This is a genomic window from Agrobacterium deltaense RV3 (genome assembly GCF_900013505.1).
Classification (GTDB): domain Bacteria; phylum Pseudomonadota; class Alphaproteobacteria; order Rhizobiales; family Rhizobiaceae; genus Agrobacterium; species Agrobacterium leguminum.
In genome coordinates, this window is the sequence record NZ_LT009745.1 from 1,407,549 (window position 1) to 1,432,205 (window position 24,657).

Annotated in this window: 23 protein-coding genes and 1 tRNA gene; 9 read left to right on the forward strand and 15 right to left on the reverse strand. The window is 59.8% G+C overall.

Going from position 1 to position 24,657, the window contains the following annotated elements; translation table 11 throughout:
* Position 1 precedes the first annotated feature (1 nt).
* The 7 genes from AGR7B_RS07155 to AGR7B_RS07185 form a co-directional block, all read right to left on the reverse strand.
* Positions 2-826 carry an MBL fold metallo-hydrolase gene (locus tag AGR7B_RS07155; RefSeq protein ID WP_080856348.1) on the reverse strand — a complete coding sequence of 275 codons (825 nt, stop codon included), beginning with the start codon at positions 824-826 and terminating at the stop codon, positions 2-4.
* A gap of 2 nt (positions 827-828) precedes the next feature.
* Positions 829-1,611 carry a TatD family hydrolase gene (locus AGR7B_RS07160; RefSeq protein ID WP_080856349.1) on the reverse strand — a complete coding sequence of 261 codons (783 nt, stop codon included), beginning with the start codon at positions 1,609-1,611 and terminating at the stop codon, positions 829-831.
* An 11-nt stretch (positions 1,612-1,622) separates the two neighbouring features.
* Positions 1,623-3,173 (reverse strand): methionine--tRNA ligase, encoded by a 1,551-nt coding sequence (gene metG / locus AGR7B_RS07165; protein ID WP_080856350.1) that lies wholly within the window; start codon positions 3,171-3,173, stop codon positions 1,623-1,625.
* A 305-nt stretch (positions 3,174-3,478) separates the two neighbouring features.
* The gene (locus tag AGR7B_RS07170; protein ID WP_080856351.1) at positions 3,479-4,504 is read right to left on the reverse strand and encodes a DNA polymerase III subunit delta'; all 1,026 of its coding nucleotides are present in this window, start codon (positions 4,502-4,504) and stop codon (positions 3,479-3,481) included.
* Positions 4,497-5,171: a dTMP kinase gene (gene tmk / locus AGR7B_RS07175; protein ID WP_065655460.1), complete on the reverse strand. Its 675-nt coding sequence runs from the start codon at positions 5,169-5,171 to the stop codon at positions 4,497-4,499. Before tmk ends, AGR7B_RS07170 begins: the two co-directional genes overlap by 8 nt.
* Positions 5,172-5,308: 137 nt before the next feature.
* Positions 5,309-6,481 (reverse strand): D-alanyl-D-alanine carboxypeptidase family protein, encoded by a 1,173-nt coding sequence (locus AGR7B_RS07180; protein WP_078052973.1) that lies wholly within the window; start codon positions 6,479-6,481, stop codon positions 5,309-5,311.
* Between the two features lie 75 nt (positions 6,482-6,556).
* Positions 6,557-7,645 carry a septal ring lytic transglycosylase RlpA family protein gene (locus tag AGR7B_RS07185; RefSeq protein ID WP_065655433.1) on the reverse strand — a complete coding sequence of 363 codons (1,089 nt, stop codon included), beginning with the start codon at positions 7,643-7,645 and terminating at the stop codon, positions 6,557-6,559.
* 318 nt (positions 7,646-7,963) lie between these two features.
* Between AGR7B_RS07185 and AGR7B_RS07190 the strand changes: the two genes are divergently transcribed.
* A complete protein-coding gene (locus AGR7B_RS07190; protein ID WP_080856352.1) occupies positions 7,964-8,302 on the forward strand; it encodes a hypothetical protein in 339 nt (112 codons plus the stop codon).
* A gap of 130 nt (positions 8,303-8,432) precedes the next feature.
* Here AGR7B_RS07190 and AGR7B_RS07195 read toward each other — a convergent pair.
* The 3 genes from AGR7B_RS07195 to AGR7B_RS07210 all read right to left on the reverse strand — a co-directional run bounded on the left by AGR7B_RS07195 (position 8,433) and on the right by AGR7B_RS07210 (position 9,609).
* A tRNA-Ser gene (locus AGR7B_RS07195) sits at positions 8,433-8,522 on the reverse strand.
* 580 nt (positions 8,523-9,102) lie between these two features.
* Entirely contained in the window at positions 9,103-9,330 is a 228-nt protein-coding gene (locus AGR7B_RS07205) for a hypothetical protein (protein ID WP_080856353.1), read from the reverse strand.
* Between the two features lie 15 nt (positions 9,331-9,345).
* The gene (locus AGR7B_RS07210) at positions 9,346-9,609 is read right to left on the reverse strand and encodes a hypothetical protein (RefSeq protein ID WP_035261275.1); all 264 of its coding nucleotides are present in this window, start codon (positions 9,607-9,609) and stop codon (positions 9,346-9,348) included.
* A 137-nt stretch (positions 9,610-9,746) separates the two neighbouring features.
* Between AGR7B_RS07210 and AGR7B_RS07215 the strand changes: the two genes are divergently transcribed.
* The 3 genes from AGR7B_RS07215 to AGR7B_RS07225 all read left to right on the forward strand — a co-directional run bounded on the left by AGR7B_RS07215 (position 9,747) and on the right by AGR7B_RS07225 (position 12,442).
* Positions 9,747-10,466 carry a hypothetical protein gene (locus AGR7B_RS07215; RefSeq protein WP_080856354.1) on the forward strand — a complete coding sequence of 240 codons (720 nt, stop codon included), beginning with the start codon at positions 9,747-9,749 and terminating at the stop codon, positions 10,464-10,466.
* 138 nt (positions 10,467-10,604) lie between these two features.
* Positions 10,605-12,098, forward strand: coding sequence for a D-alanyl-D-alanine carboxypeptidase family protein (locus AGR7B_RS07220; RefSeq protein ID WP_080816997.1), 1,494 nt, complete (start codon positions 10,605-10,607; stop codon positions 12,096-12,098).
* 83 nt (positions 12,099-12,181) lie between these two features.
* Entirely contained in the window at positions 12,182-12,442 is a 261-nt protein-coding gene (locus AGR7B_RS07225; protein WP_003502750.1) for a hypothetical protein, read from the forward strand.
* Between the two features lie 96 nt (positions 12,443-12,538).
* Here the strand turns inward: AGR7B_RS07225 and gyrA are convergent, their stop codons facing one another.
* Positions 12,539-15,322: a DNA gyrase subunit A gene (gyrA, locus tag AGR7B_RS07230; RefSeq protein ID WP_080856355.1), complete on the reverse strand. Its 2,784-nt coding sequence runs from the start codon at positions 15,320-15,322 to the stop codon at positions 12,539-12,541.
* Between the two features lie 217 nt (positions 15,323-15,539).
* On the opposite strand from gyrA, the gene AGR7B_RS07235 reads away from it, so the two are divergent.
* Together AGR7B_RS07235 and AGR7B_RS07240 are read left to right on the forward strand one after the other, a co-directional pair.
* Positions 15,540-16,169, forward strand: coding sequence for a MarC family protein (locus AGR7B_RS07235; RefSeq protein ID WP_003525062.1), 630 nt, complete (start codon positions 15,540-15,542; stop codon positions 16,167-16,169).
* Between the two features lie 132 nt (positions 16,170-16,301).
* Positions 16,302-17,450 carry a CBS domain-containing protein gene (locus AGR7B_RS07240; RefSeq protein WP_080856356.1) on the forward strand — a complete coding sequence of 383 codons (1,149 nt, stop codon included), beginning with the start codon at positions 16,302-16,304 and terminating at the stop codon, positions 17,448-17,450.
* Between the two features lie 77 nt (positions 17,451-17,527).
* Here AGR7B_RS07240 and AGR7B_RS07245 read toward each other — a convergent pair whose 3' ends face one another.
* The 3 genes from AGR7B_RS07245 to AGR7B_RS07255 form a co-directional block, all read right to left on the reverse strand.
* Positions 17,528-17,818, reverse strand: coding sequence for a type II toxin-antitoxin system RelE/ParE family toxin (locus tag AGR7B_RS07245; RefSeq protein WP_078052993.1), 291 nt, complete (start codon positions 17,816-17,818; stop codon positions 17,528-17,530).
* Positions 17,811-18,077, reverse strand: coding sequence for a type II toxin-antitoxin system ParD family antitoxin (locus AGR7B_RS07250; protein ID WP_080856357.1), 267 nt, complete (start codon positions 18,075-18,077; stop codon positions 17,811-17,813). Before AGR7B_RS07250 ends, AGR7B_RS07245 begins: the two co-directional genes overlap by 8 nt.
* 93 nt (positions 18,078-18,170) lie before the next feature.
* Entirely contained in the window at positions 18,171-18,746 is a 576-nt protein-coding gene (locus tag AGR7B_RS07255) for a single-stranded DNA-binding protein (RefSeq protein ID WP_065655441.1), read from the reverse strand.
* Between the two features lie 264 nt (positions 18,747-19,010).
* Between AGR7B_RS07255 and uvrA the strand changes: the two genes are divergently transcribed.
* A complete protein-coding gene (gene uvrA / locus AGR7B_RS07260) occupies positions 19,011-21,932 on the forward strand; it encodes an excinuclease ABC subunit UvrA (RefSeq protein ID WP_080856358.1) in 2,922 nt (973 codons plus the stop codon).
* 56 nt (positions 21,933-21,988) lie between these two features.
* Positions 21,989-22,789 (forward strand): DUF72 domain-containing protein, encoded by an 801-nt coding sequence (locus AGR7B_RS07265; RefSeq protein WP_080856359.1) that lies wholly within the window; start codon positions 21,989-21,991, stop codon positions 22,787-22,789.
* Between the two features lie 6 nt (positions 22,790-22,795).
* Here AGR7B_RS07265 and dusA read toward each other — a convergent pair whose 3' ends face one another.
* Positions 22,796-23,806 carry a tRNA dihydrouridine(20/20a) synthase DusA gene (gene dusA, locus AGR7B_RS07270; protein WP_080856360.1) on the reverse strand — a complete coding sequence of 337 codons (1,011 nt, stop codon included), beginning with the start codon at positions 23,804-23,806 and terminating at the stop codon, positions 22,796-22,798.
* A gap of 137 nt (positions 23,807-23,943) precedes the next feature.
* On the opposite strand from dusA, the gene AGR7B_RS07275 reads away from it, so the two are divergent.
* Entirely contained in the window at positions 23,944-24,633 is a 690-nt protein-coding gene (locus AGR7B_RS07275) for a fumarylacetoacetate hydrolase family protein (protein WP_078052997.1), read from the forward strand.
* Positions 24,634-24,657: the final 24 nt, after the last annotated feature.

Here is a 24,657-nt window from a genome sequence, read left to right on the forward strand (position 1 = left end):
GTCAGGCTGCTTCGATCTCGATCTCGAAACGCATCTGATCATAAGCCGGTTCGACATGATCAGGCGTTTCCCGCATCACCGTCTCATAATCGAGCGGAATATGCATGTGGGTCAAGATCGCCCTTTTGGGTGCGAATCTCTCGATCCAGCCAAGCGCCTGTTCCAGTGAAAGATGGCTGGGGTGATACCGGTGCTGCAGCGCGTCGATGACGAGGACATCGAGACCGGCAAGCTTCGGCAGGCTTTCTGCCGGAAAATCGCTGACATCGGTGCAATAGGCGACGTCACCAATGCGGAAGCCCAGCGAATGCACATCGCCATGCTGCTGCATGTGCACGTTGAACGGGATCGGCCCGCCGGCCCCATCGATGACCAGCGCCGCGTCGATATCGGCGATGATCCGCGGTTCGACGATGGGCGGATAACTGCTGCCCGGCGGGGTCTCCAGGCAATAGGCGAAACCGTCCTTTATCCGCGCCATGGTAATGGGATCGGCATAGATCGGAATGCGGTTTTGCTGAAGGGCGAAATAGATGCGCAGATCGTCGATACCGTGCAGATGGTCGGCATGAGCGTGGGTGTAAAGCACCGCATCCACCGCCTCCACCTTGGCCGCGATCATCTGCTCGCGAAAATCCGGGCCGGTATCGATGACGACAGTCGTCCTGCCTCCATCCGGGCCGATCTGCTCCACCATGAATGCCGTTCGCGTGCGCCGGTTCTTCGGGTTTTCGGGATCGCAGGCGCCCCAGTCGCCGTTGATGCGCGGCACGCCGGGCGACGACGCGCAACCGAGAACCGTGAAGCGACGACGGTAGATTGCCACACCTACACCCTTGTCATCTTGGAAAAGCAGCGGAAGGCGTTTTCGGTGGTGATTTCGGCCATGCGCTCATAGGAAATGCCATGCACCTCAGCCAGAACCTCAGCGGTATTGACCACGTAGGACGGCTCGTTGCGCTTTCCCCGCCAGCGCTTCGGCGCAAGATAGGGCGCATCCGTTTCCACCAGTAGCCGGTCCAGCGGCACGGTGGCGGCGATATCGCGGATGTCCTGCGATTTAGGGAAGGTCAGAATGCCGGAAAAGGACACATATCCACCAAGCTCGACACCGGTTTTCGCCAGCTCGGGACCAGCGGAAAAGCAGTGGAGAATGAAGGGGAATGGTCCCTTGTCGCTTTCGGCGCGCAAAATAGCGGCCATGTCGTCATCGGCGCTGCGGCTGTGGATGACAAGCGGCAGCTTCGTTCGTCTTGCTGCCTCGATGTGGCGAATGAGGCCGGTCTTCTGGTCTTCCGGCTTCTGCGTATCGTAGAAATAATCCAGACCCGCCTCGCCGATTGCCACGATCTTGTCATGGCTCTCCGCCAGCCGCACGAGCTCATCGGCGGAAATATCCAGTTCCTCATCGGCATTGTTCGGATGCGTGCCGACCGAACAGAAGACCGACGGATATTTTTCCGTGATCTTCAAGAGTTCGGGCAGCCGGCGCACCCGGGTCGAGATCGTCACCATCTGGCTGACACCAGAAGCATGGGCGCGGGCGATGATATCGTCGCGCTCAGCCTCGAAATCGGGAAAATCCAGATGGCAATGTGTATCGATCAGCATGGGTCTGGCCTTCACGCTTCCGGTGCGACGTAACGCGGGAAGACCGGCTTCGGTGCTTCCAGCGGCGTGCCCGGAACCAGACGGCCCGCTTCGCCGAGTGCTGCAAAATCACGTTTGTCGGCAGGAGCAGCAACGAGATCCAGCAGCTTTCCGCAGGATTCCGGCATGAACGGCTGCAGAAGAATGCCGATCTGGCGCACCACTTCTGCCGTAACGTAAAGCACGGTGCCCATGCGCTCGGGATCGGTCTTTTTCAGCGCCCACGGCTCCTGAGAGGCAAAATAGCGGTCGGTCTCCGAGACAACGGCGATGATGGCCGAAAGCGCGCGGTGGATGAGCTGCTTGCCCATTTCCTCGCGGCAAATCTCAAGCAGCCCATCGGCGGAAGCCAGCATCGCCTTGTCTTCTTCGGTGAACTCACCGGGCGTCGGAATCTGGCCGTCGCAATTCTTGACGATCATCGACAGCGAACGGCTGGCGAGATTGCCGATACCGTTGGCAAGATCGGCATTGATGCGTGTGGCGATGCCCTCTTCGCTATAGCTGCCGTCCTGGCCGAAGGAGACTTCGCGCAGGAAGAAATAACGGACTTGATCGAGACCGAAATGGTTCACCAGATTGGCCGGATCGACGACATTGCCGAGCGACTTCGACATCTTCTCGCCCTTGTTGAGCAGGAAGCCATGCGCATAGACCCGCTTGGGCAGCGGCAGCTTCGCGCTCATCAGGAAAGCCGGCCAATAGACCGCGTGGAAGCGGATAATGTCCTTGCCGATGATATGCACGTCGGCCGGCCAATATTTCGCACGCGGGCCGTTTTTATCCTCGATGTAACCCGTGGCGGTGATGTAGTTGGTCAGCGCATCGACCCAGACATACATGACGTGTTTCGGATCGTTCGGAACCTTGATGCCCCAGTCGAAGGTGGTGCGGGATATCGACAGGTCCTTGAGGCCGGATTTGACGAAGGAGATGATTTCGTTGCGGCGTTCTGCCGGGCCGATGAACTCCGGGTTCTCCTCATAGAGCTTCAGCAGCTTGTCCTGATATTCGGAGAGCTTGAAGAAGTAGCTTTCCTCCTCCACCCACTCGACCGGCGTGCCCTGCGGTCCGTAACGAACGCCGTCAGCACGCACTTCCGTCTCGTCCTCGGCGTAATAGGCCTCGTCGCGCACGGAATACCAGCCGGCATAGCTGTCCTTGTAGATGTCGCCGCTGTCGGCCATCAGGTTCCAGATATTGCGCGAGGTCTCGTGGTGACGCTCTTCCGTGGTGCGGATGAAATCGTCGTTCGAGGCGTTGAGCAGCTTGCCCATCGCGCGGAACTGGTCGGAATTGCGCGCAGCCAGGTCTTCCGGTGAAATGCCTTCCGCACGCGCCGTCTGCTGCATCTTCTGGCCGTGTTCATCGGTGCCGGTCAGGAAGAACACATCCATTCCATCCAGGCGCTGAAAGCGTGCCATGGCGTCCGTCGCAATCAACTCATAGGCATGGCCGATATGCGGCTTGCCGTTAGGATAGGAGATCGCGGTGGTGATGTAGAATGGTGTCTTGTCTGTCATGACGGTCTATCGACTTTACAGGCTGTTTTTTGGATAGACCGCTCTTAAACCATTGTTCGCAGCAGCGAAAGAAAAAGAGTACGTTTTGTACGACCGCTTGCAGACAAATTGGATTTGGCGAGCGCTTGGCATCCGCACTACCATCAACCCGGACTGGATCCGGGGTCCAGCGCGATCAAGTCCTTGATCGCAAAAGACTCTCTTCACGGCGCGGACGCGCCGTGGCTGGATGCCGGATCCAGTCCGGCATGGCGGAGGAGAATTCATCCACCGTCGAATCGTACATTCCGTACGATCCCTTGCCTTCACACGCCGCGAATATCTTCCAGAATGGAAAGCACCATCTGCTTCTTATCGAGATTATAGGCCTGCGCCACGGTGATGCGCTCCGAGAGCGCCGAGGAAAGCCGGGCATGTTTTTCCGCCGCCGCAATATCGCCGGCTATCGCCGCCGCCCGTGCGCGCTCCATGAGCTCTTCCGTCACATGCTCCATGAAGAAGCCGAGAACGATGTCGCCGTCCTTCTGTGCCAGAGCCTCGGCGAGCTTGTGCATCTGCTTGCGCACGCCGGGCCCTTCGGAAGCCATGACCTGCGCAAAGGCCTCGACAATGTCGGAGCCGCCGTAATTCATCAGCTTCAGCGCCTGCGCGACGCTCCCCTTGGAGGCGGCAAGCAAGGCGTCGCGCTTTTCGCCTTCCGGGCTGATGCCGAGATGATCGAGGGACTGCTCCATGGCCGCATCTGAAAGCGGCAGGAGCCTGAGCGGCATGCAGCGCGAACGGATGGTCGGCAGCAATTTTCCCGGCGCATGGGAGAGAACGAGGAACATCGCCCGTTTCGGCGGCTCCTCCAGTATTTTGAGGATCGCATTCGCGGCGTTGCGGTTGAGATCGTCGGCGGGATCGATGATGACGATACGCCAGTTGCCGGTGCCGGAGGTCTGCGAAAAGAAGTGCCCTGCCCGCCGCACCTCGTCCACCGTAATGGCGGATTTCACACGGCCGGTCTTTTCATCCACCGGACGGGTCAGATGCAGCAGATTATGCGAGGCGCCGGCGGTAATCTGGCGGCTGACCAGCGATTGCGGATCGGGATCGGCGAGAAAATCCGGCGCCAGCGAAGGATCGGGATGGTTGAGCACGTGATTGGCGAAACGGAAGGCAAGCGTCGCCTTGCCAATCCCCTCCGGCCCTTCGATCAGAATGGCATGGTGACCCTTACCGGAACGATAGGATTGCGCGAGGAAGGCTTCCGCTTCCTCATGCCCGAAAAGCTTCGTGTTCTGCTGCGGCGCAATCGCACCGTCGAGAACGCCCTGGACCTCACTCATGCGCCGCGCCCGCTGCTGTTTTCAACTGTTCGAGCAAGGGTTCGACAAAGGACATGACATCCTCCGCCACTTTTTCTTCCGGCTGATCGGCGTTGACGATCCGGCAACGACGCGGCTCGGCGAGCGCGATGTCGAGATAGGCCTCACGCCGCTTCTCGTGGGTCTCGATTTCCTCTTTTTCGAACCGGTCCGGCGCAGCGCCTTCATCCGCGCGCTTTCTGGCGCGGGCGAGCCCCTTTTCGGCGGCAATATCGAAAATCAACGTCAGTTCCGGCACGACACCGTCAATCGCGATGCGTTGCAACGTCTCTATGAAATCCGGCTCCAGATTGCCGGTCGTGCCCTGATAGACGCGGGACGAATCGAGGAACCGGTCGCAGAGCACGATCTCACCGCGCGCAAGCGCCGGGCGAATGACCTCCTCGACATGGTCGTTGCGTGCCGCCGCAAACAGGATCGCTTCCATGCGCACACCAAAGGATTCGGCTGCACCCGAGAGAAGAACATGCCGAACGGCCTCCGCGCCCGGCGAGCCGCCCGGCTCACGCGTCACGACCACCTCGAAACCACGGCCGCGAAGCGCCTCGGCAAGCGTGCGAATCTGCGTCGACTTGCCGGCGCCTTCGCCGCCTTCGAAGCTGATGAACAATCCGGTCTTTTCGGCCAATGTCACGTCCTGCGAGGAATTCACGTCAATGTTGAAATGCCTGTTTACAGCATCGAACGGAAAAGTGTGAAGCGCTTTTCAGAAAATCCGGTGGCTGAACAAAAGCATAGGAACAGGGCCGCCCGTGCAACAGGCTTTCAGAGCCAGAACAGCAGCAGTTCCTTAAGCGCACCTGTCGCATTCTGGGTGAGCGACCCCTTGCCGACTGCCGCCTTCGTATAAAGCGGTACTTCCCGCAACAGGCGCTCGCCCGAAAAAATCTTAAGCGTTCCGGCATTTGCCCCGACGTCCAGCGGCGCATTCAGGGGCCAGCGATAGACGATGCGGCCGGAAATACGATCCGGATTATTGACCGGTACAAGCACGCTGACATCTTCCTTCGGCGAAAGATCGATATGCGAAACATCGCCGCCATAAACGCTGACGGACCCAACCGCTTCGTCCTTGCTGAAGAGATGGCGTTTTTCAAAGGCGGTCAGGCCCCAGTCCACCACCCGGCGGGCCTCTTCCTGCCGCGTCTTGTCGTCCACGATGCCGGCAAGCGCCAGATAGACCCGGCGGCCTTCCCGCTCCGCCGAAACGACAGCGGCAAAACCGCTGCCTTCCGCAAAACCGAGACCGAGACCGTCGATACCGCTGCCGGGCATCAGCAGCGTATTCTTGTTGCGCTGGAAAATCCGGTTCCATTCGAAATCCGGTTTGGTGAAAAGCCCGTAACGCTCGGGATAGGTATCGCGCAGATGCTGCGCGAGACGCACCATGTCCCGCGCGGTCGTCCGGTTGCCGGGGTCGGGAAGCCCGGTCGAATTGGTGAAGGCGCTGCTGCTCATGCCCAGTTCGCCCGCCCGCGCCGTCATGCGCTTGGCGAAAGCGGCATCCGAACCCGCCATGCCTTCGGCAACGACGATGCAGCCGTCATTGGCGTTCTGCACAATGATGCCGGTCAAAAGATCGTTGATGCTGACGGAGGATTTCAGCGCCGCGAACATGGTCGAGGTGCGCGAGGGCGCGCCGCCCGTGCGCCAGGCATATTCGGAGACCGGGTAAGCCGTCTCTGACGTGACCTGCCCCTTTGACAGCGCATCCAGCACCACCTCAACCGTCATCAGCTTTGCAAGCGACGCGGGCGGAAAGGGCTGATTCTCGTTTTGCGAAAGAAGCACCGTGCCGGTTTCGGCATCGATCATGTAAGCCTGTTCAGCCTTCGCGATGAAGGGGCCGGTCTGCGATTGCACCGTGCCTGCACTGAAAAACGCAAACGCTGCCGCTACGGCGACCGAACGATAGGAGCGATGAATGGCCTTGCGCATGAAACCGCCCAGTCCTGCCTGCCGTAACCGGCTGCCCGCGATAAAGGCGAGAGGCCGGCCGTATCCTTCAACCCGTCAGCGGGACTTCGCCTGCTGACGCTTCACATGGGCGAGTATCGATTGCTCGTTGAGCGCGCCACGGTCGACGAGCACGCTGTCGAAGGCGCTCGCGGTCCTGGAGACCGTAGCCGATTCTTCGGAATAGGCCGCAGCAAATTTGGAGGAAGGCGTCGGCACACGCAGATAATTGCCGCCAGGCGCCGCCGGCTCACGCATGAAATTGCCTTCCGGGCGCTCCGCCAGGATAGGGCCGATTTCCGGCAGTATCGCGAACTGCTCGAAAGCCGGTGCCGGGCCGTTGACCAGCGGCATGGCCTGAAGCGCCGCATTCTTCTTGGAACCGACGAGCGCCGTCTGTGTGGAGCCGGCATAATTCGGGTTGGACGCGGGCGCCGGAACGAAATTCGGCGAGGCCGAAGCCACCATCACGCCCGTCGCGATCTGCCCTTCGGGTGCCACACCCGGCGAGCGCGAACCCTTCGGGATATAGGATGCCATCAGATAAGGCATGTCGTGACCATCAAGCGGTGCGCGGCCGGCATATTGCACCCGCACATTGGCCGTGCCGGTGGCCTTCATGTCGAGAAGATCGGCCGTCTTGCTGGAAACGTCGATCAGGCGGCCTTCGTGGAACGGTCCGCGATCGTTGACGCGCACCAGAACCGAAGCGCCATTTTCCATGTTGGTGATGCGCGCGTAGCTCGGCAGGGGAAATGTCGGATGTGCGGCAGAAAGATGTTCTTTGTCGTAGACTTCGCCATTGGCGGTCAGGCGACCATGGAAGGCAGAACCGTACCAGGAAGCAAGACCGGTCTTGTTGTAACCCGGCTCTTCCTTCGGGAAATAACGGCGGCCCTTGACTGTATAGGCATTGCCGATCAACTCTCGCCCGCCGCCCTTGGGAATGGCCTTGCCATCGGCCACACGCGGACTGGCTTTGACGCCATATTCGGATTCGGAAAAATATTCCTTGCTGCGCTTGGGCTTGGGCTTGGTCTCGGATGTCGTGGAACACGATGCGGTTGCGGCGCAAAGCACGGAAATTGCAAGCCACTTCACGCCCGACCTGGCGTTGATGCCGAGTTTCTTGACCGTAGAATTCAAATCGTCTGCCCCACGCTGCTATTGGCTCGGAGAACCGCACCCTCACTTGCCTCGATTATTTGCCCCTGCCATCGAAGCACCTAACAGTCGCTTAATCTTGTGCATAACGTGGCGAAAATGCGAACGACTTCTGCAAATTCGATAAAATTGTAACGAACGTGGTTAATGATTTCTATCTTTTGAGCCCACCCATCGGGCCGGATTTGCCCGCCTCAACATCTCCCGCTCACCGCGTCTGCAAGGAACAAACGGACGGCAACCGCGTTCTCTCCCCGCAAACAAACGAGCTTTCCGCCGGTTTCGGCTGAGGGAGGAAACATGATCAAGCTTATGAAAACCACAGCTCTTGCGATGGGCATCGCCCTGGTATCCTTCGCCGCGCCGATCCCCGCAGGTGCGCAGGACATGGAACTCAGAATCGGCCCCGACGGCGTTCGCCCCGTCATCCGCGATCGTGACCGGGACGCAGACCGCCGCGGCCCGCCCCGCATGCGCGGCTGCAGCGAACGCGAAGCCCGCGCCGCCGCCCGTGAGGCAGGTCTGCGCGATCCCGAGGTCGTGCGCGTCACGCCTGGTCGTGTCGTCGTTGAAGGCTTCACGCGCCGGGGACCGGATCGCATCACCTTCGCCAACGAACGGGGCTGCCCTGAAATCTGATTGAATGAACACATGGAACCCGCCGTAAGGCGGGTTTCTCATTTGCGCTGAATTCAAGCCATTCCAAAGCTGATTAACGCGATCGAGGCATCCCTCGTCGCAGCGTTGTTTGAATGATTTTTGCGCTTTATGGCAGATGGGGTGGGATTCGAACCCACGGTACGCTCTCACGCACGCCGGTTTTCAAGACCGGTTCCTTAAACCACTCGGACACCCATCCATCGGTGGTGAGGCTTTATAGCGGTTTGAAAAAGGCCGTCAATCCCGCCCGGGCGAGCCGTGTCGCCCTTCTCTTGCGGTTGGCAGATCATTGCCCCGGGGTCGTTGCCGGCGGCAGCAGGGATCCGTCGCCTGAAGGTATCGAGGGCACCTGCTGAGCCGTATCGAATAGCGTCAGGCTCAAAACGATTGCGACAAGCACCAACAAAAGCGCCACGAAAAGGATTCCCGATTTATCCATGCGTCTGCTCATGTCACGTTATGTTAAAGGCGAATATGTGCAATTCGAGGCAATGCGAAGAATAAAGCGAAAGTCTGTCAAGTTGTCTTACAGATTTTACGAACTCATCGTTTAAAAATCTGCTGATTGAGCGAAATTTATGCATAGGCGTACTGTTTGGGACGGAAATGGCCTATCGCGTCAGCACTGTTGTCACTTATATCAACCCATCGCTCCCGGGCATTGCCCAACTTTCCCCGAGCGATCAACCTGCCCCGCCTCTTTGCGGGGCTTTTTTCTTTTTTGGCCAGAAGAAGAATCGCGGCCAAAAAGGCCAGCGGTTCTCCATACCGCCCTCGCCTCAGACGCCGATGCTCGGCCCGCCATTGCCATGCCGGCCGTCACCCCTGAGGATATCTTCGAACAGGTTCAGCAGCGCCGGCGGCAAGGTCTCGGACAATTCGGCGATGATTTCGTTGGCGCGATTATAGGAGTAGATGGCTGAGAGCGTCAGCACCAGAAGCACGATCCACGGCCAGATCGGCTTGCGCCTTTGCGGCGCTCCGTTTGGTTGTTGCGGTAAAGTCATGCTGGCACCTTCCCTTCAGGCCTTCACGCGCGGCTCGCCTCCGGGCGCATAGGCGGTTTTCTGCAGGAAACGGAATATATTGCCGCACTGGGCGCAGCGGATCATGAAATCCGTCGGATCGCCCGAGGCGCGCTCGGCGCGAAATCCGCGCGGCATTTCATCGATGCGAAAATCGACGTCCCGGCGGCTCTTGTCATCCGATTCCGACGCTTCGGCAAAACCCTGATGACCACATCTGGAACATTCGAGCTTCCGGGAATATCTGTCGCGCGCTGCCATATGCCGTCCTTTGCTTGGTGATTATCAGGTAGCAGCGGCAAAACATCATTTCAATGCCGATCGCCCCGGGTTAAAGCTTTGCACGGCTATTTCCCGGCCGGAAACCCATCCGGCGGCCGGAATGAATATGGAAGCCCATGAACGACCAGAAACCCCTGCTTTCATCGTCACTCATGCTCCGGGCCGCTCTCATCGCCGGAATTCTTTTCGTCTTTCTCGGCGCCCTCAATGTCGGCATCAAATGGTATGGCGAGCGGATTCTTCAGGCGGGCCATACGACGGCCACCGAGGAGGTTGAAATCGTCATCGGCAACGACCGGCTGAAGCTTGCAAAAAACACCCTGCGGGCGCCTTCGGAGCGACTCGGCGGAGAGCGCGAGCGCGTCGACCTTTATCTGAGCTGGCCTGACCTCAAGGGTTATGAGGAGGCGAATCGCGCCGTCTTCGACGATCCGGCGCAGGCGGCAGGGCTGATCTTCATCCAGCTTTCGCAAAGCACCATGTCCGAGGACATGTCCGGTCGTTTCGGGCCGATCTACTCGAGGCTGACGGAGGGAGAGCCCGTGCCGCTGAAGCACGGCTTGCTGCTGCACCGCCTGCGCGCCGATTCCGGTTACGGCAAGGAAGTGATATTGACCGGCGAGCGCGAAGGCCAAAGCGCCTATGTGGTGCGCTGCCTGCTGCCGCAAACGCCGCAGGCGGCCACCGGCAGCGATTGCCAGAGGGATATTCACGCCGGACAGGACCTCAGCCTGTTCTACCGTTTCTCCTCCGCCCTGCTGCCACAATGGCAAAAGCTCGACGCGGATGTAAAAAACTATATCGAGCGCCGCCTCGTAAAAGACGGAAATCGGTGAAACAGCACGGCACAGATTGCGTGCGAAAAGTCGCATTTTATGGAAGGCAGATACCTTTCATAAACCACTTGGTAACGCCATCCCGATAAAGTTTCTTCCCGGAGCATCGGGCGGGGCGTGTCCGAGCGGAACAGAAATATGCGATTGAAGAGTTCAGCAGTGTTGAAAAGTCTATCTGGGGCACATTCGCGCAAAGCGGGTGCGACGTCTTTCGTAAGGTTTATTGCGCTAACCCTTGCTGCGGCGTTCATAACCGCAACATCCGTTCAGACCGCAAAGGCCGATCCGAAATATGCGGGTATCGTCATCGATGCCAAGACCGGCAAGGTCCTCTATGGAGAGGATCCGGACGGGCTGCGTTATCCGGCTTCGCTAACGAAGATGATGACGCTTTATCTGACATTCGAAGCGCTCAATACCGGACGTATCTCACTCGATTCCAAGGTGCCGGTGTCAGCCAACGCCGCCAAGGAGCCGCCATCCAAGCTCGGCGTGCGCGCCGGCGGCAGCATCACTGTGGAACAGGCTATCCTTGCACTCGTCACCCGGTCCGCAAATGACATGGCAACCGCGCTCGGCGAATATCTCGGCGGCTCGGAAGACCGTTTCGCCAGAATGATGACCGCCAAGGCCCGCGCACTCGGCATGACCCGCACGACCTATCGCAACGCCAACGGCCTGCCCAACACGGCGCAGATGACGACGGCACGCGACCAGGCCCGTCTCGGCGTCGCGCTTCGCCAGCATTTCCCGCAATATTACGGCTATTTCTCCACCCGCACCTTCAATTTCGGCAAGCAGGTTATCGGCAACCATAACCGCCTCGTCGGAACCGTGAAGGGTGTGGATGGCATCAAGACCGGTTATACCCGTGCAGCCGGCAGCAACCTTGCTACATCGGCTCAGCTGGACGGTCGCTCCATCGTCGCCGTCGTTCTCGGCGGCCGCTCCAGCGCTGCCCGTGACGCCACCATGCGCAAGCTTGTTGCAACCTACCTGCCGCAGGCATCGCGTGGCGGCAACAGCAACCTGATCGCGCAGACCCGCTCAGCGCCAGTCGAAGAGCCCGTCGCCGTAGCGGCTGCTGTTCCGTCCGTCGCAGTTGCAGCAACCGCAGCCGGCCTGCCCAATTCCGGTCCGGTGCCGCAGACCCGTTACGAAGAAGCGCCGGTCACCGCCTTCGCAGGTTCCTCTTCCAATGCAGCCGTCAAGGCCATGGAAGCTGCCACCTGGCAGAAGGGCAAGGATCCAATCAATCAGGCGCCCGCTGCACCGGACCGCAAGTTGATCACCAATTCGACCAAGGTGGACAATATCGTCACCGCGTCCACCACGGCGCCTGTTGTCTCCGCCCCTTCGGTTTCGGCCAGGTCCGAGGCTCCGCAGGGCGGCTGGGTCATCCAGATCGGTGCATCTCCCGATGAGAACTCCGCGCGCGGCCTGTTGCAGAACGCGCAGGAAAAGGGCGGCGCGGCACTGCGCTCCGCAAAACCCTTCACGGTCGCCTTCAGCAAGGACGGCTCCCAGATCTACCGCGCCCGTTTCGGCGGCTTCGATGGCCAGAACGCCGCGGTGAATGCATGCAATGCATTGAAAAAGAAAGGCGTCAGCTGCTGGGCGTCACTCCAGTAACAGACGTTTCCGCAGGCGGTGGTTCATGGTCGAAACATCGCCTGCCTCCTCGAAGTTTGTAATGTGTAGCGAGGCTTTCCAAGATGGCAGTCAACGAGAATTATTCGGACATTGCGTCTGGCAACGGGCATGGCAGCCTGTCGGTTCTGCATCCCATTCACGAGGCGGCGATGCGTATCGCCGATCTCGGTCTTAATCGTTCCAAGGCGAAGACACGCGATCTCGTGGCGCTGCTTCTGTCGCATGGCGCCCGCGCCTGGCGCTCCAACCAGCCGGAAGCGAACATCCACCTTCATGTCGCGAGCCGCTCGGGTCGCGCTCCGGTCCATATTCGCATTCGCTGAAAATCAAACGCAGTCGACAAGACACAAACAAAAACCCCGCGGAGCCTGAGCGCCGCGGGGTTTTTCTTGATTGGTAACCGAAGATGACGAAGCGGCTTACGCCTCGTTTTCCGGTGCCTCCGGCAGATCGTCGGCGGCATCTTCGCCATTGCCGTTCTCTGCTTCGTCGTCGCCTTCCGGCTCGTTGATGCGCTCCACGGAAACCACCTTCTCATCCTTGGCGGTCGAGAAGATCGTCACACCCTTGGTGGCGCGGCTGGCGATGCGGATGCCGTTGACCGGCACGCGGATGAGCTGACCGCCATCGGAAACCAGCATGATCTGGTCGCCTTCTTCCACGGGGAAGGCCGCGACGAGTTCGCCGATCTCGTTGGTCTTCGAGGTATCGGTGGCGCGAATGCCCTTGCCGCCGCGACCAGAGGTGCGGAAGTCGTAAGAAGAGGAACGCTTGCCGAAGCCCTTCACGGAAACCGTCAGCACGAACTCTTCGCGTGCCTTCAGTTCCTGATAGCGCTCTTCGCTGAGTTCGCCCTCTTCCGTCACTTCCTCGCCGACGAGCGCAATATCGTCCTCATCCACGCCTGCGGCACGCCGTTCGGTAGCCGAGCGCTTCAGATAGGCCGCACGCTCCCACGGTTCAGCTTCCACATGGCCCACAATGGTCATGGAGATGATGCGGTCGCCGTCGGCCATGTTGATGCCGCGCACGCCGACGGAGTTGCGGCCGGCAAAGACGCGCACATCGTCCACGGGGAAGCGGATGCACTGGCCGAGCGCGGTCGTCAGCAACACGTCGTCGCGGTCCGTACAGGTTTCGACGGAGAGGATTTCATCGCCCTCCTCGTCCAGCTTCATGGCGATCTTACCATTGCGGTTGACCTGCACGAAATCGCCGAGCTTATTGCGGCGAACCGTGCCGCGCGTCGTCGAGAACATCACATCCAGCGTTTCCCAGGTCGTTTCGTCCTCGGGCAACGGCATGATGGTGGTGATGCGCTCGCCGGGCTCCAGCGGCAGCATGTTGATGAGGGCCTTGCCCTTGGACTGCGGCGTGCCGATCGGCAGACGCCAGACCTTTTCCTTGTAGACGATGCCACGCGAGGAGAAGAACAGCACCGGCGTATGGGTATTGGCAACGAAGAGACGGTTGACGAAATCCTCGTCGCGCGTCGCCATGCCGGAACGGCCCTTGCCGCCGCGACGCTGCGCCCGGTAGGTGGTCAGCGGCACGCGCTTGATATAGCCGAGATGCGAAACGGTGACGACCATGTCCTCGCGGGCGATGAGGTCTTCATCGTCCATATCGGGACCGCCCTCGACGATCTCGGAACGGCGCGGCGTGCCGAACTCGTCGCGGATGGCGACAAGCTCGTCCTTGACGATCTGCTGGATGCGCAGGCGCGACGACAGGATTTCGAGGTACTCGGAAATTTCCGCACCGATCTTGTTCAGCTCGTCGCCGATTTCATCGCGACCGAGCGCCGTGAGGCGGGCAAGACGCAGTTCGAGAATGGCGCGCGCCTGCTCTTCCGAGAGATTATAGGTGCCGTCGTCATTAATGCGGTGGCGCGGATCGTCGATCAGACGAATCAGGCTTTCCACATCCTGCGCCGGCCAGCGCCGCGTCATCAGCTCTTCGCGGGCCGAAGCGGGATCGGGCGCATGACGGATAACCCGGATGACCTCATCGATATTGGCAACCGCAATCGCCAGACCAACCAACACATGCGCACGCTCGCGCGCCTTGCGCAGCAGATATTTCGTACGACGGCTGACGACATCCTCGCGGAAGGCCACGAAGGCGCGCAGCATGTCGATGAGCGTCATCTGCTCCGGCTTGCCGCCGTTCAGCGCCACCATGTTGCAGCCGAAGGAGGTCTGCAGCGGCGTATAGCGGTAAAGCTGGTTCAGGATGACTTCGGCATTGGCGTCGCGTTTCAATTCGATGACGACGCGATAGCCCTGACGGTCGGATTCGTCGCGCAGGTCGGAAATACCCTCGATGCGCTTTTCCTTGACCAGTTCGGCCATCTTTTCGATCATGTTCGCCTTGTTCACCTGATAGGGAACCTCGGTGATGATGATCTGCTCGCGGTCGCCGCGCATCGGCTCGATGGTGGCGCGGCCGCGCATGATAACCGAGCCGCGGCCGGTCTCATAGGCCGAACGGATGCCGGAACGGCCCATGATCAGCGCGCCGGTCGGGAAATCCGGGCCGGGAATGATCTGCATCAGCTCCGGCAGCTCGATCGCCGGATTGTCGATCATGGCGATACAGCCGTCGATGACTTCCGAGAGATTGTGCGGCGGAATATTGGTGGCCATGCCGACCGCGATGCCGCCTGCCCCGTTGACCAGAAGGTTCGGGAACTTCGCCGGAATGACGACCGGCTCCTGCAGGGTGCCGTCATAGTTGTCGCGGAAATCGACCGTTTCCTTGTCGAGATCGTCGAGCAGCGAATGGGCGGCCTTTTCCAGACGGCATTCGGTATAACGTTCTGCCGCCGGCGGATCGCCGTCGATGGAGCCGAAATTGCCCTGCCCGTCGATCAGCGGCAGGCGGAGCGACCAGTCCTGCGCCATACGCGCCAAAGCGTCATAGATCGCCGCATTGCCGTGCGGATGGAATTTACCCATCACGTCCCCGGTAACGCGGGCGCATTTGACGTATTTCTTGTTCCAGTCGATGCCGAGTTCGGACATGCCGTAAAGAATACGGCGATGAACCGGCTTCAGGCCGTCTCGCACATCGGGAAGCGCGCGGGACACGATGACGCTCATGGCGTAATCGAGATACGACCGCTGCATTTCCTCCATGATGGAAATCGGTTCAATGCCTGGCGGAAGTTTTCCGCCGCCGGGGGGGCTCTGGTCAGTCAAAACGGATCACATTCTCTGTTAAGAATCGGATGGATTTTTATAGCGGAAACAGCCACGTTAAGCCAATTTCCCGGCGAGTTTTGAACAGGCTTTTGCGTCATTTGCAAGACGAACGCCGCTTTTCACGATTTAGCCCGGCAAAAGCGCCGCCGCTCCCTTTCAAAGTGCCGGCGACTTGCGTAGGCTCCGCCCTAAAAACAGATAAGACGGGGAAAGAATGGCCAGCAGCGAAACGCTCATCAACGCGCTTACCACACTTCTGGTCACGCTCGATCCGCCGGGCCTTGCCCCCGTCTTTCTGGCGCTGACCGCCGGTATGACGCGCGACCAGCGCAGCCAGGTGGCGCTGCGCGGCTCCATCATCGCCTTCGGCATTCTCGCCGTCTTCGCGCTCTTCGGCCTTGCCATCCTCAATCTTCTTGGCATCTCGCTCGGCGCTTTCCGCATCGCCGGCGGCCTGTTGCTGTTCTGGATTTCCTTCGAGATGATTTTCGAAAAACGCCAGGAGCGTAAGGAAAAGACCTCCGAGATCGCCATCACCAAGGACCACCTTCACAATCTGGCGGTCTTTCCGCTGGCGCTGCCCCTGATCGCCGGGCCGGGCGCCATCTCCGCAACCGTGCTACTTGCCGGCTCGATGAAAACCACCGTCGAGATGCTGGTGCTCATCCTGATCCTCGCTTTCGCCATGGCTCTAGTTTATGCGGCCCTGATCGTCTCGGAGCGGATGGACCGTTTTCTCGGCAATACCGGCCGCGCGATCCTCACCCGTCTGCTCGGCGTGCTGCTTGCCGCCCTTTCCGTGCAGTTCGTGGTCGACGGCATAAAATCGGCCTTCGCTTTTTGAAAAGCCGCACCTTGGCGGTGCCTGCGCAATAAATTCTCGCCAATCGCCAAAACGCCGGAAAATCCTCCCTTTAAATCCGGCCGCCGCTTCGGCTAAAAGACGCATGTTTTTTCGGATTCGAAAGTTATCTCCATGCGTTCCACGCTGCGTCGCCTCATCCCGGATGCCGCACCCGTCAGCAACAGGGAAAGGCTGCGCTCCGCAACCGGCGCCTTTGTCGGCATTCTGCTGACCGGCCTTCTGGGAAGTCTCGCTCTCAGTTTCGATCCCACCCTGCCCGCCATGATCGCGCCGATGGGCGCTTCGGCCGTGCTTCTGTTTGCCGTGCCCTCCAGCCCGCTGGCGCAGCCCTGGTCGATCCTATGCGGCAACCTCGTTTCGGCCTTCGTGGGCGTGACAGTGGCGCTGCTGGTTCCGGATCTATTCCTTGCCAGCGCGCTTGCCATCAGTCTTGCCATCGCCGCGATGATGGCTTTGCGCTGCCTGCACCCGCCAAGCGGAGCGGTGGCGCTGACCGCTGTTCTCGGCGGCCCTGCCGTGCACAGCCTCGGTTATGGCTTTCTGTTGTGGCCGGTCGCCGGAAATTCGCTGATCCTTCTTGCCTTGGCCCTCGCCTATAACAATGCCACCGGCCGCGCCTACCCACACGGCCTGAAGCTCGGCAAGGCCTCCCATGGCACCACCGATCCGACCCCCATCCAGAAAATCGGCTTTTCCTCCAACGACCTCGACGAGGTACTGAAGGAATATGACCAGGTACTGGATATCGACCGTGACGAGCTCGAAACCATTTTACGCAAGACCGAACTGCGCTCCTGGCGTCGCCGTGCGCTGCATCTCGATTGCGCCAGCGTCATGTCGCGTGATGTCGTCGGTGTTGCGCCTGATGACAGTCTGCGTCATGCCCACGCGCTGATGCACAGCCACCATTTCAAGGCATTGCCGGTCACCAACGATAAAGCGGAGATCGTCGGCATCGTCACCCAGACGGATTTTCTGGAAAAGGCGAGCTGGAGAAACGGCCGCCCCTCCATTGGTTTCCTGCAGCGGCTGCGCCTCATCCTCTCCGGCGCAAGCGCCCCCAACGATACCGTCAAGGACATCATGACATCGCCGGTCAGAACCGTACGGCCTGAAACGGCAATCGAGGAGGCCATCATCCGCTTTGCCGAAGAAGGACTGCACTACCTGCCGGTCATCGACGCCAGAGGCAAGATGGTGGGCATCGTGTCGCAATCCGATGTCATGGTGGCGATGCTGGCGGACAAGGTGGCGGCATAAGCGGCAGCACTCAAGCCAATGAACGGGAAGAACACACGCTGAAAAATTCCAGGGACGTCAACCGCTACCCGAAAGCGTCAAAGCTTCAGGCGGCGGATGCTTCTACCATGCACCACCGTGAGAATGAGGACGCCTGAAACGTCAATTTCATAAAAGATGACATGGCTTCCATGCTCATGTCGGCGCACACCTTCCCCAATCGCCGGGGCAAGACGTCCCATGCGCGGATTATCGCCAAGCAACTGGAAACAGCCTTCCAATTCATTCTTGTAAAAATGTGCCTGTCTCAATCCGAACTGTTCAACGCCATAGATAAAGATATCGAGAATTTCGCTTTCGGCCTGTTTAGTCAGCCGATAGCTACTCACGCACAACTCCACGTGCGGCCGCTATCCGTTCGCCTTCCGCAAACAGATCATCCATACTGCGGGAACCGATGCCGCTCGCGCGGGAATCCGCGACGATCTGGCGAAGCTCATCAACGCTGAACTCCTGCCCCCGCCGCGCCCGGTCACGACGCACCAGATCGCGCACATAGTCGCTAACGCTCGCATATTCGCCTGTCAGGACCTGGGTCTCGATCCATTCTTTCATGGGATCTGGCAAGGAAACGGTCATGGTCGCCATATTTGTAAATCTCCCGTCAGTCCTCCCAAGATACCAGAGAATATGAAAAAATCACAAAGATTCCGACTTGTGATAGTTTCCTCGATATCAGAGTCAGAACGGAATATCGTCATCCATATCGTTGGAGAAGCCGCCGGAAGGCTGGCCGCCGCCACGGGAAGAGCCGCCGCGCGACGAGGACTGCTGGTCGTAACCGCCGCCATAGCTGGAGCCGCCGCCACTGCCATAATCGTTGCCGCCGCCGAAATCGCCGCCGCTGCGGCCACCGCCCTCACCGCGACCATCGAGCATCGTCAGCGTGGAGTTGAAGCCCTGCAGCACGATTTCAGTGGAATAACGGTCGTTGCCGGTCTGGTCCTGCCATTTGCGCGTCTGCAGCTGGCCTTCGATATAGAGCTTGGCGCCCTTCTTGACATATTGCTCGACGACCTTGCACAGGCCTTCGTTGAAGACGACGACGGTGTGCCATTCGGTCTTCTCGCGGCGCTCGCCGCTGTTGCGGTCCCGCCAGGTCTCCGAGGTGGCAATGCGCAGATTGGCGATGGGGCGGCCATCCTGCGTCCGGCGGATTTCGGGATCGGCGCCCACGTTCCCAATCAGAATTACCTTGTTTACGCTACCAGCCATCTCGTCATCCTGTCCGCCGGCCATCATGACCGGCAATTGCATTTCAAAAAATTCGCCACACAATAGCTGCCGCCGCCCGCAAAGGGCACCGCAAGCATGGAACTATCCACAAAGAATAATCTTAAGCTGCGGGAGCAGACATTCGCGCTTGCAATTCGTTCCTTTTTTGTTCTATTAAATCGCAGATTTCGAGTCAAGCATTCCGAAAAGCTGCGACCGATTGGGAATAGACCTCGACACATCCGGCTGCGTCACTACATAAGGACGCGCTGCCATCAAGCCTGTTATTTTTGTCCGAGCCTTGTCATGAGTGAACTGAAGACGATTTCCATCCGTGGCGCCCGCGAGCACAACCTCAAGGGCATCGATCTGGACCTGCCGCGCAACAAGCTGATCGTCATGACCGGCCTTTCCGGTTCGGGCAAGTCCTCGCTTGCCTTCGATACGATCTATGCCGAAGGCCAGCGCCGTTATGTCGAGAGCCTGTCGGCCTATGCGCGCCAGTTCCTGGAAATGATGCAGAAACCGGATGTCGACCAGATCGACGGCCTCTCGCCGGCGATCTCCATCGAGCAGAAGACCACATCGCGCAATCCGCGTTCCACGGTCGGCACGGTCACCGAAATCTACGACTATATGCGCCTCCTCTTCGCGCGTGTCGGCGTGCCCTATTCGCCGGCCACGGGCCTGCCGATCGAAAGCCAGACGGTGAGCCAGATGGTCGACCGCATCCTCGCTTTTGAGGAAGGCACGCGTCTTTACATCCTCGCGCCGATGGTGCGCGGCCGCAAAGGCGAATACAAGAAGGAACTTGCCGAGCTGATGAAGAAGGGCTTCCAGCGCGTCAAGGTGGATGGCCAGTTCTACGAAATCGCCGACGTGCCCGCCCTCGACAAGAAATACAAACACGATATCGACGTGGTCGTTGACCGCGCCGTCGTGCGCCCGGATATGGCCGCACGCCTGGCCGACAGTCTCGAGACCTGCCTCAAGCTTGCCGATGGCTTGGCAATCGCCGAATTTGCCGACAAGCCTCTGCCGCCGGAAGAAACCGCCGCTGGCGGTTCGGCCAACAAGTCGCTCAACGAGACCCATGAGCGGGTGCTGTTTTCGGAAAAATTCGCCTGCCCCGTTTCCGGTTTCACCATTCCGGAAATCGAGCCGCGGCTGTTCTCTTTCAACAATCCCTTCGGCGCCTGCCCAAGCTGCGATGGCCTCGGCTCGCAGCAGAAGGTGGATGAAAACCTGATCGTACCGGAGCCAGCCCGCACCCTGCGTGACGGCGCCATCGCTCCCTGGGCCAAATCCTCCTCGCCCTATTACAACCAGACGCTGGAAGCACTCGGCAAAGCTTTCGGTTTCAAGCTGTCGAGCAAGTGGTCGGATCTTTCGAAAGAGGCGCAGCACGCCATCCTGCAGGGCACCGATGACAAGATCGAATTCAACTATCAGGACGGCGCCCGCTCCTACAAGACAGTGAAGAATTTCGAAGGCATCGTGCCCAATCTGGAGCGTCGCTGGAAAGAGACCGACAGCGCCTGGGCGCGCGAGGAAATCGAACGCTACATGTCGGCGGCCCCCTGCCCGGCCTGCGCCGGTTATCGCCTGACGCCGGAAGCGCTCGCCGTGAAGATCAACAAGCTGCATATCGGTGAAGTCACCGAAATGTCGATCCGCACCGCGCGCGACTGGTTCGAGGTACTGCCGGAAAGCCTCAACGCCAAGCAGAACGAGATCGCAGTCCGCATCCTCAAGGAAATCCGCGAACGCCTGCGCTTCCTCAACGATGTCGGTCTGGATTATCTCAGCCTGTCGCGCAATTCCGGCACGCTTTCCGGCGGTGAAAGCCAGCGCATCCGTCTGGCCTCGCAGATCGGCTCGGGCCTCACCGGCGTTCTCTATGTTCTCGACGAACCCTCGATCGGCCTGCACCAGCGCGACAATGCCCGCCTGCTGGATACGCTGAAACATCTGCGCGATATCGGCAATACCGTCATCGTGGTCGAACATGACGAGGACGCCATTCTGACGGCGGATTATGTGGTCGATATCGGCCCTGCCGCCGGCATTCATGGCGGTCAGGTGATCGCTGAAGGCTCACCGCAGGAGGTGATGGCCAATCCGAAATCGCTGACCGGCAAATATCTCTCCGGCGAACTCGGTGTCGCCGTGCCGGCGGAGCGCCGCAAGCCCAAGAAGGGTCGCGAGATCAAGGTTTTTGGCGCACGCGGCAACAATCTGAAGAATGTCACGGCCGCCGTGCCGCTCGGTGTTTTCACTGCCGTAACCGGCGTATCGGGTGGCGGCAAATCCACCTTCCTGATCGAGACGCTCTACAAGTCGGCGGCGCGTCGGGTGATGGGTGCGCGCGAAATCCCGGCCGAACACGACCGCATCGACGGTTTCGAATTCATCGACAAGGTCATCGATATCGACCAGTCGCCGATTGGCCGCACACCGCGTTCCAACCCGGCCACCTATACCGGCGCCTTCACGCCGATCCGCGACTGGTTCGCCGGCTTGCCGGAAGCGAAGGCGCGCGGTTATGCGCCGGGCCGTTTCTCCTTCAACGTCAAGGGCGGCCGCTGCGAGGCCTGCCAGGGTGATGGCGTCATCAAGATCGAGATGCACTTCCTGCCTGATGTTTACGTCACCTGCGATCTCTGTCACGGCAAGCGTTACAATCGAGAGACGCTCGATGTCACCTTCAAGGGCAAATCCATTGCCGATGTGCTGGATATGACGGTGGAGGAAGGCGTGGAGTTCTTCGCCGCCGTCCCGGCCGTGCGCGACAAGCTGCAATCGCTGTTCGATGTCGGCCTCGGTTATATCAAGGTCGGCCAGCAGGCCAATACGCTCTCCGGCGGCGAAGCGCAGCGCGTCAAGCTCGCCAAGGAACTGTCGAAACGCTCGACGGGTCGCACGCTCTATATTCTCGACGAACCGACGACCGGCCTGCATTTCCACGACGTCAACAAGCTCCTGGAAATGCTGCATGCGCTGGTCGAGCAGGGCAATTCCGTCGTGGTGATCGAGCATAATCTCGAAGTCATCAAGACGGCTGACTGGATCATCGATATCGGGCCTGAAGGCGGCACGGGCGGCGGTGAAGTGGTGGCGACCGGCACACCGGAGGACATCGTGAAGGTCGAGCGTTCCTATACCGGTCACTTCCTGAAGGAGCTTCTGGAGCGCCGGCCGGCTGGAAAACGGGAGGCTGCGGAGTAATCCGCAGCTTTCGTCGCAAGGGTTCGATAGGCCAAAGGCCGGAGGAGGAACAGCATATGTCGACATCAGGCACGATCCGCACCGGTATCGGCGGCTGGACCTTTGAGCCATGGGAAGGCACGTTTTATCCCGAAAAATTGCCGAAGAAGCGCCAGCTGGAGCACGCCAGCCGGCAGCTCACGGCGATCGAGGTGAACGGCACCTATTACAGCAGCCAGAAGCCGGAAACTTTTGCCAAATGGGCTTCCGAAGTGCCCGAAGATTTCGTCTTCTCGCTAAAGGCGAGCCGTTTCGTCACCAACCGCAGGGTTCTGGCCGAGGCCGGTGAATCGATGACGAAGTTTCTGACGCAGGGGCTGACGGAACTCGGGTCCCACCTCGGTCCGATCCTCTGGCAATTCGCGCCGACGAAAAAATTCGACGCGGAGGATTTTGGCGCATTTCTGTCCCTGTTACCGGAGAAGCAGGACGGCATCCGTCTTCGCCATGTCGTCGAGGTGCGCAACGAGACATTTCAGGTTCCGGAATTCATCGATCTTCTCGCCAGGTACAAGGTCGCCGTCGTCTGCGCCGATCATCATGACTATCCGATGCTGCCTGATGTGACGGCCGATTTCGTCTATTGCCGCCTGCAGAAGGGCGAGGACGATATCATGACCTGTTATCCGAAAAAAGAGATCGACCACTGGGCCGAGCGGGTAAAGACCTATGCGAAGGGCGGCGTGCCGGACGATCTGCCGCTGATAGCGCCGGATCGGAAGGTCGAAAAGACACCGCGCGATGTCTTCGCCTTCTTCATCACCGGCGGCAAGGTGAATGCGCCTGTTGGTGCGCAGGAACTGCAAAAGGCGGTCTGAGCGCTTTCAGCCCGCCATTTCTTTCGTCGGGCTGAAATCGATGGCCGCGAAAGCTGCCTCGATAACCTCCGGGCCAGCGCCCGGCCGGGTGGCGTCGCTGGAGAGGATTTGCCGGAAACGGCGCGCGCCGGGCATGCCCTGAAACAGCCCGACCATGTGGCGGGTGACGTGGTTGAGACGTCCGCCTGCGGCGATATAGTCGGCGGCATAGGCCATCATCGCGTCGCGCAGCGCCATCCAGTCTGGCTGGTGAGCCTCTTCGCCATAGATGCGATGGTCGACATCGGCAAGAATGGACGTGTTGTGATAGGCGGCACGGCCGAGCATCACACCATCCATATGCTGGAGATGTTCGCTCGCCTGATCGAGATCGGCGATACCGCCATTGATGCCGATAAAGACATCAGGGTTTTCCCGCTTCATGCGATAGACGAGATCGTAATCGAGCGGCGGCACTTCGCGGTTTTCCTTCGGCGAAAGCCCCTGCAGCCAGGCTTTTCGCGCATGAACCCAGACCGCGTCCGCGCCCGCCGCAACAACCCTCTTCAGAAAATCCGGCAGAACTGCTTCCGGCTGCTGGTCGTCCACCCCGATCCGGCATTTCACCGTAACCGGCACGCTGCTGACAACCTTCATTGCGGTGACACATTGCGCCACTACCTCCGGCTCGCGCATCAGGCAGGCCCCGAATGTGCCGGACTGAACCCGATCCGAGGGACAGCCGACATTGAGGTTGATCTCGTCATATCCGTAATCGCCGGCGATCCGCACCGCCTCGGCAAGTTTGGTCGGATCAGACCCGCCAAACTGTAACGCGACGGGATGTTCCTCAGGGTGATAACCGAGCAGTCTGTCTCGCTGGCCATGGATGATGGCATCGGCAACGATCATTTCGGTATAAAGCAGAGCACGCTTCGACAATTGCCGGTGCAGAAATCTGCACCTCGTGTCAGTCCAGTCGATCATGGGGGCCACGGCGAAGATTTTTTCGCCGTTTGCAAGCGCTTGTCTGTACATGAATTAACCTCTTTGCGCCGGCTTCTACAGCAAAGGACCGTAAAAAGCCAGTTTTGCAGCCGGGGTCATTTTGAACTGGAAATCGCCCCGGAATCGCGGGACAAGAATTGCACCGAAAAAGACGACAGGAAATCGACATGGCCGCCACCGTCATCCCCGCTCCGAAACCCGTTCTCCTGCCCGTTGAAGGCACGGACGACCTCTTCCCCGTACGGCGGGTCTATTGCGTCGGCCGCAATTATGCCGATCACGCCATAGAGATGGGTCACGATCCCTCGCGCGAGCCGCCCTTTTATTTCCAGAAAAACCCGGACAATCTGCTGCCCGCCGGTCAGGATTTCCCCTACCCGCCGCTGTCGTCGAATGTGCACTACGAAGTCGAGTGTGTCGTGGTTCTGAAAAGCGGCGGTGCCGATATCCCGGCTTCCGAGGCGCTGGACCATGTCTGGGGGTATGCCGTCGGTATCGACATGACGCGCCGCGACCTTCAGGACGGCCTGAAGAAGATGGGCCGCTCCTGGGAGGGCGCGAAGGCCTTCGAATATTCCGCACCGGTCTCCCCCATTGTCCCGGCGGACAGGATCGGCCATCCCGCCACAGGTGCGATCTGGCTCGACGTCAATGGCAAACGCAAGCAGACGGGCGATCTTGCCCAGATGATCTGGAAGGTGCCGGAAGTGATTGCCGAGCTTTCCAAGCTGTTCACGCTTGCCGCCGGTGACGTCATCATGACCGGCACACCGGCCGGCGTCGGCCCCATCGTACGTGGCGACCGCATCGAATGCGGCGTCGAGGGTGTCGGCACGCTGGGCGTGACGGTTGCCTGAGGCCGTCGAAAAAAGGGAGGATAC

Coding starts and splice junctions, on each gene's coding strand:
- AGR7B_RS07220 (WP_080816997.1), top strand. CDS start 10,605: ATGCGATTGAAGAGTTCAGCAGTGTTGAAAAGTCTATCTGGGGCACAT.
- AGR7B_RS07240 (WP_080856356.1), top strand. CDS start 16,302: ATGCGTTCCACGCTGCGTCGCCTCATCCCGGATGCCGCACCCGTCAGC.
- AGR7B_RS07190 (WP_080856352.1), top strand. CDS start 7,964: ATGATCAAGCTTATGAAAACCACAGCTCTTGCGATGGGCATCGCCCTG.
- AGR7B_RS07265 (WP_080856359.1), top strand. CDS start 21,989: ATGTCGACATCAGGCACGATCCGCACCGGTATCGGCGGCTGGACCTTT.
- AGR7B_RS07180 (WP_078052973.1), bottom strand. CDS start 6,481: ATGCGCAAGGCCATTCATCGCTCCTATCGTTCGGTCGCCGTAGCGGCA.
- AGR7B_RS07275 (WP_078052997.1), top strand. CDS start 23,944: ATGGCCGCCACCGTCATCCCCGCTCCGAAACCCGTTCTCCTGCCCGTT.
- AGR7B_RS07170 (WP_080856351.1), bottom strand. CDS start 4,504: ATGAGTGAGGTCCAGGGCGTTCTCGACGGTGCGATTGCGCCGCAGCAG.
- AGR7B_RS07225 (WP_003502750.1), top strand. CDS start 12,182: ATGGCAGTCAACGAGAATTATTCGGACATTGCGTCTGGCAACGGGCAT.
- AGR7B_RS07160 (WP_080856349.1), bottom strand. CDS start 1,611: ATGCTGATCGATACACATTGCCATCTGGATTTTCCCGATTTCGAGGCT.
- metG (WP_080856350.1), bottom strand. CDS start 3,173: ATGACAGACAAGACACCATTCTACATCACCACCGCGATCTCCTATCCT.
- uvrA (WP_080856358.1), top strand. CDS start 19,011: ATGAGTGAACTGAAGACGATTTCCATCCGTGGCGCCCGCGAGCACAAC.
- AGR7B_RS07255 (WP_065655441.1), bottom strand. CDS start 18,746: ATGCAATTGCCGGTCATGATGGCCGGCGGACAGGATGACGAGATGGCT.
- AGR7B_RS07210 (WP_035261275.1), bottom strand. CDS start 9,609: ATGGCAGCGCGCGACAGATATTCCCGGAAGCTCGAATGTTCCAGATGT.
- AGR7B_RS07250 (WP_080856357.1), bottom strand. CDS start 18,077: ATGGCGACCATGACCGTTTCCTTGCCAGATCCCATGAAAGAATGGATC.
- AGR7B_RS07215 (WP_080856354.1), top strand. CDS start 9,747: ATGAACGACCAGAAACCCCTGCTTTCATCGTCACTCATGCTCCGGGCC.
- AGR7B_RS07205 (WP_080856353.1), bottom strand. CDS start 9,330: ATGACTTTACCGCAACAACCAAACGGAGCGCCGCAAAGGCGCAAGCCG.
- AGR7B_RS07235 (WP_003525062.1), top strand. CDS start 15,540: ATGGCCAGCAGCGAAACGCTCATCAACGCGCTTACCACACTTCTGGTC.
- dusA (WP_080856360.1), bottom strand. CDS start 23,806: ATGTACAGACAAGCGCTTGCAAACGGCGAAAAAATCTTCGCCGTGGCC.